The following is a 9,057-nucleotide window of genomic DNA, read 5'->3' as shown; positions in this document are numbered from 1 at the left end:
CGCAAGGTCCTCGACTGGAAGACCCCCGCGGAGGTCCTGGACGAGCACCTACGCTCACTGCACCAGGCAGGTGTTGCAACCACCGGTTGAGGCCAGGCAGTACACCTCCTACGAGTTCGGCAAGGCGCTGCGCGCCTCGGGCCTACTCGCCTCGATGGGCCGAGTCGGCTCGGCATTCGACAACGCGATGGCCGAGTCGGTGTTCGCCACCCTGAAGACCGAGCTGATCTACCGCCGCTCCTGGCCGACCCGCCACGAGCTGGAGATGGAGGTCTTCTCCTACCTCGAGGGCTTCTACAACACCCGCCGCCGGCACTCCCGGCTCGGGAACGTCAGCCCTGCCGACTACGAGACGATGCACCTGACACAGAACGAGGTGTCCGCCTGACGGGGGTCACTTCAATGGGGGTGTCGTAGCTCTTGACGCCTCATGACTTCGGAGGCGGAGGATCTTCGATCGAGCGGCGAGCAGGAACACGCGGAGGCCAGGGCCTGCATGGCGAAGTGCTGGCGCCGGGAGAGTGATGCGCCCAACGCCGAGCCGAGAGCGCGACGGCCCGGGGTCGGCGTAGTGCAGCGCCGCGATCGGTCTTGAGGCCGTAACCTTCCCCGTCGAGGTTTGTGTTGTCGCCTTCGACGGCAATCGTTGCGGGCGGTGCTCTATGTCACTCGTCACGGGTTCCCCTCTGTTGACAATCGGGTTTCCGCTATGCTGTCTTTGGCTTTATGGCTACCAAGACTGAGGTTGTTCTGGTCGATGACCTGACCGGCGACCCGGCCGACACGACCGTGAAGTTCGCCTTGGACAAGATCGAGTACGAGATCGATTTGTCGAACGAGAACGCCACCGAGCTGCGTGAGGCGCTTTCCCGGTACGTCGACGCTGCTCGCAAGGTTTCGGGCGGCGGGCGCCGCGCTGCCACCATCGGCAAGACTTCTTACTCGGGCTTTGACCCGGCCGCTGTCCGCGCATGGGCGGCTGGGCAGGGTATCGAGGTCAGTGCCCGGGGGCGCATCAAGGCTGACGTCGTCGAGCAGTTCCGCGCCGCCGGCAACTGAACCCCCCGAACGTCCGGGGGTCCGGGTCCGATAAGGGCCCGGACCCCTCGGCGTTCAAGTCGAGCGTTCGTCTGTACCAAGTTCCGGGCCTGAACCGTGGGCCTACGACCGCCTCCCGCGTCAGGATGGGTGACGTCCCGGTCCCAGGAAGTGGTGTAGCTGGTCGGAGTTCCCGAGCGGCAGGAGGAAGCCCATCGGTTGCAGGATTCCTTGCGCCCGCCGGCCGTCTTGAGTCCCTGGCCACTTCCATGCGCGCCAGTGGCGTGACCGTCGTGGCTTGTTCGCTGTCGGAGAGGACGAGGATTGCCCCTACTCCGGTTGACCGTGTCCGAAGAGCCAGTCAGTTCCGCAGCGCGCGGACTAAATGCGCAAAGTCGTTGTCCTCCGGGTTGCGCAGACCCTGGTCGACCGGGCCGACCGCACCGTCCCCAGGGGAATGAGGTCGCCGAGGCCCTCGACATGCGGCCGACGGCCTTCGGGCCGGCGCTGCAGGGCGCGGTGGCGTCCGGGGGAGTTGGGCACCGTGAAGTGGGAGCCGTCCCACCTGTCGTCTACGTAGCGGGGGAGAGGCGCGGTTACGCGGAGCGCTGCCCGGTGATCCAGCCGGACGGGGCCCGGTCGATGTCGAGGGTGCTGGACTGAAGGGGACCGGGCCAGCGGTGTGGGTCAGAAGCGGGACCAGCTTGTCGTTTCAGCGCTGCCCGCGGCTGGTCGTCTCTCGGGCCTGGGGGCCGAGGACGAGCTTGCGCACGGAGGAGCCCTGCCAGTAGACGTCGCCCTCGGGGTGGGGGACGCCCTCGGCGACGAAGACCGCGGCGATGGCGGTGAAGCTCTGCCCCTGGACGTGATGGCCGACCATGTCGGCCATCACGTCGACCGCGCCAGGTTTTGTTCGTCCCAGGGGTTGCGAGTCGAGCTCCAGACGATGGAGGCGGCTTGCTCTGTGCCGTCCGGCAGGATGACTCGCAGCAGGCCGTGGTGGACGTCCTCGGCCGGGCCGTGAGCGGCCGGCTTGTCGCAGCGGACGTCCCGGCCGGGGCTCACCGTCGCGTAGGCCGGGCACCGGCGTGGGCTCACGGAGTCGCCTCGGAGCCCTTCGCCGCGGCGGTCGCGGTCCACTCGAACCACATGCGCCCGTGGGCTGCCAGGGCCTCTTCCGGGCCCTCGACGACGAGCGTGCTCCAGTCGGGGACGGTGCCGTCGGCGCCCGCGATGAGGCGTAGTTGTCCGCGGAGGCCGGCGGTCGCCCGCTGCCGGTCGTTGTACGGCAGCGCCGTGGCCGCTCGGTACTGCATGACGGCAGGGTCGCGAGAGCCCAGCCGCACGGAATACTCCGTCGCGACGGCCACCCGGTCGGGCGAGTCGCGGGTGAGCCGGCGCCCCGGTCGGGCTACACAACCGCCGTCGCCGCACCGACCCACCCGCTCGAGGGGCGTGTCGTACACCTCCGCGGGGCGTCACGATGCCGACCTCCTCCATCCGGTCTCACCGTGCATAACAACGAACCAGGCCGACGGCGCCGACATCCCCTCCCGCAATCGCCGCGTGAGGGTCGGAGGGGCTAGAGCCACCCGCGGGCTGCCGCGGCGCAGGCCGTGGCGCCCGCCGGACGAGCCTCGTAGCGTGAGGCATCGCCTGCGGCGTGACTGCTCCTGGGCGCGGACGAGGCGTCCGAAGCGGTCCTCGTCCTCCCTGGGAGCGCGTGATGACCGAGAACGCGTACCTGCTGGCCGGGCAGACGTCCGAGTTGGAGCGGCTGCAGCTCCAGTCGCGCGTGTGGGAGCCCAGCGGCAGCCGGCTGCTCGAGGAGATCGGCCCCGGCCACGGGGGCCGCGCCGTCGACGTCGGCTGCGGCGTCCTCGGCTGGCTGCGCCTGCTGAGCCAGTGGGTCGGCCCCGCCGGGGAGGTGGTCGGCACCGACAACGACCCGGCCATGCTGTCGGCCGCCGCGCAGTTCGTGGCCACCGAGCACCTGCCCAACGTGGTTCTGGTCGAGGACGACCTCTTCGCCACCTCGCTGGAGGCGGCGTCGTTCGACCTGGTGCACGCGCGGTTCGAGCTCACGCCCCTCGGCCGCGTGGACGACCAGATGGCGACTTACCTGCGGCTGGCCCGGCCCGGCGGGACCGTCGCCCTGGAGGACCCCGACTGGGGAAGCTGGCACTACAACGCGCCCGCGCCGGCGCTCGACCACCTCATCTCGCTCATCCAGGAGGCGTTCCGGCGCTGGGGGGATGCCGAGGCCGGGCGCGGGCACCTGGACCTGTTCCGGCGCTGCGGCATCGAGGCACGCGTCCGTGCGGAGGTCCTCGCCCTGCCTCCGGGGCATCCGTACCTGCGGCTTCCGCTCCAGTTCGCGGCGGCGCTCGAGGGACGGCTGCTCACCTTCGTGGACGGAGCCGAACTGGCGCGGCTCCGCGCCGAGGGTGAGGCGGAGGTCCAGGAGCCCGGTCGCTGGGGCACCACCTTCACGCTGATCCAGTCCTGGGGCCGCGTGGCCTGACCGCCTCACGGCTGCCCAGCAGCCCAGGCGCTCACGCGTCGTCGGCGACGGGATCGCTGTGCGCGACGTCCTGGACCTCACCGTGACCATCGACACAACGTCGTCGACGGTGCCCGCCACCCGTGTTGGTGCGGACCTTCGACGCTCAAAGGAAGCCGGTGACGTCATCTCAGGGGGGAAAATGTCCCGACAGTTGTGGGGTTGCTACGCCGTGAGCGACCATCTGCAGCGCAGAGCGTTCGTATGTGACGTATTATTGTACGAACGTCTGGTTGTTCCAGTCCGTCCGTCCGACGAACCAGGTCGAGAAGCATATACTGTATGGAGGAGCAGTGGATGGGACCCGGATCGCCAAGAGCGCTTCCTGAACATCCTTGGAGAAATCGTACATCGCGTTCCTTGGAATACGCGCCGCCGGGCAGAATTCGCGGCAGAGTGGTCTACGGCTGCTGGTGCGGACGACGTGGCTGATGCGGCCGCGTCGTCGAGGCACCTCGCAGGAGTCCCGGTATCCGAGGCGGCCGCTTCGCTCACCCGTCGACAGATCACTCGGGATCTGACCGAGAAGGTGTTGGTCGCGGGGGATGTCGGAGCGGTTGCTGTTTACGCCGACCCTGCACGTTTTGACGCGGAGTGGCGGCTTAGGAAGGCCTGGCCACTCGTGTACCGGGCGCGCGTAATGCGAGCCGGCCGACCGCGGATGGAGGTCGAGTATGCGGTGCCACGTGAGCAGTCCGACCTCAGTCACGTGCTGATCGGTAAATTTGCGGTACCAGAGCAGAGGCATGCGACAGACGAGGACATGCTGAAGCGTGCAGTGGAGTTTGCTGGGCAACCCAAGGCTTCAAGGTGGCGATCGGAATTTCATGGATGGCTGAGCGAGATCGCATCCCGCCAGCTAACGGACGAGACGATCGTCCGAGAGATGGGAGAACTTGTCGACGCCTACAACTCGATGATGAAGCGGCGCTCACGGGCTAGCGTGATCCGGCGAAGTGCCTGGTTGCTTGGCGCAGGAATCGGCACAGGAGCCGCCCTAACCACAGGGGTGCCCCAGTCCGCAAAGCTGGCGCAAGGGCCGGCAGTTGCCGCGGGCAGGGTGCTCGCCGACCGTGTTTATGGTGCCGAGTTTGAGCCTGGTGTCGGAGTTGCCGCGCTGGTGGCAGAGAGCGCGAAAGCCTTGCGTCGGTAGCCACGTCGTTTGCGAGAATCATGTCGCGGACATCCGCGAGCCGCTTGGATGCCAGCGGAGCGCGGCGAGAGCGGCATCAACCGGTGTCCAGGCACGGTCGCAGCTCGACGTCATCGCCGGCATGCTCGGCCGCCAGTTCCCGGCCGTCGAAGCCATGCTCCGCGACGCCGAGGCCGACCTGCTGGCCTTCACCGACTTTCCGGTCAGCCACTGAAAGAAGATCTGGTCGACCAACCCACTCGAGCGGCTGAATAAGGAGATCAAGCGCCGCACCGACGTCGTCGGCGTCTTTCCCAACCCCGAAGCACTGCTCCACCTGGCGGGCGCGGTCCTGATCGAGGCCCACGACGAATGGCAGGTCTCCGACCGCCGCTACCTCGCCGAAGGCTTCATGGCCCTGCTCAACAACCGACCCGCGCCAGCCGAGGAGGTGGCGCAGCCGGTCCTGATCGCGTCATAGTCACCACACCCGCTGACCAGCACGGTGAGGACTACATCCACCACTCAGCGGGACGTCACCCCAACGGTCGCATGCCGCAGCCGCCCCCCAGCCCAATGAGGATCCGGCGCATCTCGCCCCCCAGAGAATGCGTGACGGCACCGTAGGGCAGGCGGGGTGGCGTGCGGTGAGCCTGGCCGTCGGCAACGCCGTCCTTGACCAGTGGATGGCCGAGTGCGCCCAAGGGTCGGCGACCGTCGAGCCCGGCTAGGACTTCGATAGCTACTCCGACCGGTGGGTCGTCTCGGCCCTGAGTAGTGGCTGCGGGGACTCGGTGAAGGCCGCGGGGTAGCGCCAGGTGGTGAACGCGGCGAGCGTCTCGGGTTCTGGCGGACCGTGCGCCGGCCGAGGATCCTGTATCGATGGCGCAGACGCTGTGTCCGGCGCTGGTCGGGCGGCGTCAGGAGATGGACCTGCTGACGCGGGTGATCGACGGGGGCCGCGGCGGCGTCGTCGCGCTGATCGGCGAGGCCGGGATCGGCAAGTCCCGGGTCGTCCGGGAGCTGTGCCAGTACGCGGAGGGCCACGCGGTCAGTGTGGTGACCGGCCGAGGGGTGGTGGCCCGGCGGGCACTGCCCTACCGGCCGCTGGCGGAGGCACTCATGGGCGCATGCCGCCGGATGGGATTACCGGATGACGCACGACTGGTCCCGTACCGGGCAGCCCTCGGCCGTCTGCTCCCCGAGTGGCACAGGCCGGAGTTCGCGGGCTCGGCGGAGTCGTCGCTCGTTCTGGCGGAGGGCGTCCTTCGCTTGCTGACCGTGCTGGGTGGCGGCAGGGGGGTGCTGCTCGCCATCGAGGACGTGCACTGGGCGGACCTGGAGACGCTGAACGTGCTCGAGTACGTCGGCGATCACGCCGTCGACGAAGGGGTGGCTGTCGTGGTCACGGCACGACCGGGGGCGTCGGACGGGATAGGGCTCCTGCACGATCTCGTCGACCGCCGGACCGCGACGTTGGTCGAGTTGTCGCCGCTGGCCGGCGATGAGGTCGCCACCATGGCCCGGTTGGCGCTCGACATGTCGACCGTGCCGGCCGGGCTGAGCGCACTGCTGGCCCGGGCGGACGGCGTCCCGTTCCTCGTCGAGGAGCTGCTGGCAGCGGCCATAGATGCCGGGGTGCTGGTTCGTGCCGGGACGGGGTGGGAGGTCCGGTCGGCTGCGGACACGGTCGTCCCTGCGTCCTTCGCCGACGCCGTACGTCGTCGCCTCGACGTTCTGTCGCCGGAGGACCGTGCGGTGGTCGATCTCGGGGCGGTGCTCGGGCGGCTGCCTCCGGCGGTGCTGGCCTCCGGGCTCGGCCGCCCCCCCGACCAGGTCATCGACGTTCTGATGCGTGCGGTGGAGATGCAACTGGTGGCAGTGGACGACGAAACGTTCAGGTTCCGGCATGCCCTGACCCGGGACGCCGTGCTGAGTGGGGTCGTCGCCGAGGTCCGCGAGGCCCTGGCGCGACAGGCACGGTCGGCGATCGAGACCGTCCATGCCGGGCTGCCCGGGCGCTGGTGCGAGCTCGCCGCCGAACTCAGCCAGCTGGCCGGGGACACTGCGGACGCCGCGCACCTTCTGTTCACGGCCGGGTCCCGGGCCGCTGCCGAGGGCGCGCTGGGGACTGCGGCGGGCATGCTCGAGCACGCTCGATCGCTGGCAGGCAGCGGGTCCCCGTTGGCCCTCGACATCGACGAGCTGCGGGTCCGGGTTGCTGGTTTGCGCGGCGACCTGGACAGTGCCGTCGAGCTCTCCCGGCAGCTTCATCGGCAGGTGCCCGAGCCTTTTCGACAGGCTCGCATCCATGTGCAGCTGGCCGAGGCGGCGAGCGCGGCCGCGCACTGGACCATGGCGCTGGAGGAGCTGGCGCAGGCCCGGGTGCTCGTGGACGACGATGCGGCCCTGGCGCGGGTCGACGGGCTCACGGCGAACGTGCTGCTGGGTGCCGCCCGCGCCGCGGAGGCGGAACCGATCGCGCGCCGCGCCCTGGCGGTGGCACAGCGGTGCGACCTCGCGGACGTGTCCTGCCAGGCGCTGGAGGTCATGGGACGCATTGCGCGTAACCGGGACCTGGGGGAGGCCGAGGAGATCTTCGCCCGGGAGCGCGAGGTCGCGTCCGGGCACGGGGCGAAGTTGTGGGAACTCCGGGCGACCCACGAGCTGGGCACGATCGACCTGCTGCAGGCCAACGACACCGTCCGTCTCCGGCAGGCTCGGGTGCTGGCTGCCGAGGCCGGCGCCCTGTCGATCGCGGCCACGATCGACCTGCAGCTGGGCATGTCGGGATGGATCGCGCTCGACGCCGACATCTGCCTGGACTCGGCTCGCCGCTGCCAGGACGCCGCGCGGCGGTTCCACCTCGACCTCCTGCTCGCCGAGGCACTCCTGCTCGAAGCGGCAGCACACGGTTTCGCGGGCCGGCGCGCTGCGATGGAACTGGCCATCGCGGAGGCCATGGCGATGGGCCGGCCGGAGGTGGATTTGGAGGCCAACGCCTGGGCGCACAGAGGAACCTATGCACTGCTGCGCGAAGATCGTGCGGGCGCGATGGCGGCGCTCGACACAGCGGTCTCGCTCCTCCGGGACGCCGCCACTGTCTACGTACGTCCGTACTGGCGGACCTGGGCGCTGCTGCGGACCGTGCAGGACGACCGCGGCGACGAGGCCCGCGCCGAGGCCCGGCGGCTCACGCCGGGTGACAGCCGGCTCTCGACGGCGGTCCTCGGCTATGCCGACGCGGTCGCCGCTGGCCGGCGCGGGGATGCTGCGACCGCCGCAGCGGTCTTTCGGGAGGCGCGCGCACACATCGCGATGCCGGGCATGGCCGCGCAGCGCCATCTGGCCGAGCGGCTCGTCGCCGAGTGCGCCCTCGCCGACGGCTGGGGCTGCCCGGTGCAGTGGCTCACCGAGGCGGCCGCGTACTTCCACCGCTCGGGCCACGAGCACGTGGAGCGCGCCTGCCGGTCGCTGCTGCGCAGGGCCGGCGTGCCGGTCCGGCGTCCCGGGCCCGACGGCGGCGTGCCTGCCGGCCTGGCCGCCTATGGCGTCACGGACCGCGAGGCGGAGGTGTTCGCGCTCGTGACCGAAGGCCTGTCCAGCAAGGAGATCGCAGCGCGCCTGTTCATCTCGGTGCGCACGGTGGACAAGCACGTGGAACGGCTGCTCGCGAAGACCGGGCTCGCCCGACGGACCGAGCTGCGCACCTTGCGTACGTAGCGGTGGTCGCGGCGGATACGCAGTCACTGCGCTACCGCCGCCCCGCCGGCGGGCCGAGGCTCGTTGTGCTCGTTTCCAGCTGATCCCGGGGAGGCCCACGATGAGCACCAGTACGCAGGCCATGGCCACCGACACCGAGTCCGTCGTCCTCGAGTGGACGCGGGCCATGGATCGGCACGACCCTGACGCATTCGCCGCCTTCATGGACGAGAACTGCGTCTTCACCAACACCGGCACGGGGGAGCGCCTCGTCGGCCGGGAGGCGGTGCGCCAGGACCTGATCGGCCTGCTGGAGAGGTGGACCGACCTGCGCATCGAGGTGGTGAACCTCCTCGTTGCCGGCGACTCCTACGCCAAGGAGTGGGTCATGACCGGTGTGCACACAGGTGACTTGCCCGGATTGCCCGCCACCGGCCGCTCCTTCCGCATCCTCGGCGCGGGAGTCGGCCGACTGCGGGGCGGGAAGATCGTCGAGGTCACCGAGTACTGGAACTTGGCCGACTTCCTCGGCCAGGTCGGGGCCTTCCCGCCAGTGGGTAGGTGACCAAGCCTGCAGTGTGCGCGACCACCGCCGTCCGATGACGCGTGAGCCCTCATGGTC

The 9,057-nt window shown here is 69.8% G+C and carries 8 protein-coding genes and 1 pseudogene; 7 read left to right on the top strand and 2 right to left on the bottom strand.

Features of this window, described 5'->3' with window-relative positions:
- Positions 1–73: 73 nt before the first annotated feature.
- Positions 74–388, top strand: a complete 315-nt coding sequence (locus MY520_RS15620) for a transposase (protein WP_436693270.1) — start codon at positions 74–76, stop codon at positions 386–388.
- A gap of 338 nt (positions 389–726) precedes the next feature.
- Positions 727–1,059, top strand: a complete 333-nt coding sequence (locus MY520_RS15615; RefSeq protein ID WP_436693268.1) for a histone-like nucleoid-structuring protein Lsr2 — start codon at positions 727–729, stop codon at positions 1,057–1,059.
- Positions 1,060–1,750: 691 nt separating this feature from the next.
- Here MY520_RS15615 and MY520_RS15610 read toward each other — a convergent pair.
- Together MY520_RS15610 and MY520_RS15605 are read right to left on the bottom strand one after the other, a co-directional pair.
- Positions 1,751–1,927 carry a hypothetical protein gene (locus MY520_RS15610; protein WP_436693266.1) on the bottom strand — a complete coding sequence of 59 codons (177 nt, stop codon included), beginning with the start codon at positions 1,925–1,927 and terminating at the stop codon, positions 1,751–1,753.
- Between the two features lie 205 nt (positions 1,928–2,132).
- The gene (locus tag MY520_RS15605) at positions 2,133–2,354 is read right to left on the bottom strand and encodes a hypothetical protein (protein WP_436693264.1); all 222 of its coding nucleotides are present in this window, start codon (positions 2,352–2,354) and stop codon (positions 2,133–2,135) included.
- Between the two features lie 410 nt (positions 2,355–2,764).
- Between MY520_RS15605 and MY520_RS15600 the strand changes: the two genes are divergently transcribed.
- The 5 genes and pseudogenes from MY520_RS15600 (at position 2,765) to MY520_RS15580 (ending at position 9,000) form a co-directional block, all read left to right on the top strand.
- On the top strand, positions 2,765–3,562 hold the full coding sequence (locus tag MY520_RS15600) for a methyltransferase domain-containing protein (protein WP_436693262.1): 798 nt from the start codon (positions 2,765–2,767) through the stop codon (positions 3,560–3,562).
- A gap of 463 nt (positions 3,563–4,025) precedes the next feature.
- On the top strand, positions 4,026–4,754 hold the full coding sequence (locus tag MY520_RS15595; protein WP_436693260.1) for a hypothetical protein: 729 nt from the start codon (positions 4,026–4,028) through the stop codon (positions 4,752–4,754).
- Between the two features lie 130 nt (positions 4,755–4,884).
- A pseudogene (locus tag MY520_RS15590) lies at positions 4,885–5,214 on the top strand (transposase); the annotation flags it as partial.
- Positions 5,215–5,615: 401 nt separating this feature from the next.
- Positions 5,616–8,456, top strand: coding sequence for an AAA family ATPase (locus MY520_RS15585; protein ID WP_436693258.1), 2,841 nt, complete (start codon positions 5,616–5,618; stop codon positions 8,454–8,456).
- Positions 8,457–8,556: 100 nt separating this feature from the next.
- On the top strand, positions 8,557–9,000 hold the full coding sequence (locus MY520_RS15580) for an ester cyclase (RefSeq protein ID WP_436693256.1): 444 nt from the start codon (positions 8,557–8,559) through the stop codon (positions 8,998–9,000).
- The last annotated feature ends 57 nt before the right edge of the window (positions 9,001–9,057 follow it).

The organism is Geodermatophilus sp. CPCC 205506 (assembly GCF_051383635.1).
GTDB lineage: Bacteria > Actinomycetota > Actinomycetes > Mycobacteriales > Geodermatophilaceae > Geodermatophilus.
Note: the sequence above shows the minus strand (reverse complement) of the source record. Positions and strands in the feature narration are given on the sequence as shown.

Coding starts and splice junctions, on each gene's coding strand:
- MY520_RS15615 (WP_436693268.1), top strand. CDS start 727: ATGGCTACCAAGACTGAGGTTGTTCTGGTCGATGACCTGACCGGCGAC.
- MY520_RS15610 (WP_436693266.1), bottom strand. CDS start 1,927: ATGGCCGACATGGTCGGCCATCACGTCCAGGGGCAGAGCTTCACCGCC.
- MY520_RS15605 (WP_436693264.1), bottom strand. CDS start 2,354: ATGCAGTACCGAGCGGCCACGGCGCTGCCGTACAACGACCGGCAGCGG.
- MY520_RS15600 (WP_436693262.1), top strand. CDS start 2,765: ATGACCGAGAACGCGTACCTGCTGGCCGGGCAGACGTCCGAGTTGGAG.
- MY520_RS15585 (WP_436693258.1), top strand. CDS start 5,616: ATGGCGCAGACGCTGTGTCCGGCGCTGGTCGGGCGGCGTCAGGAGATG.
- MY520_RS15580 (WP_436693256.1), top strand. CDS start 8,557: ATGAGCACCAGTACGCAGGCCATGGCCACCGACACCGAGTCCGTCGTC.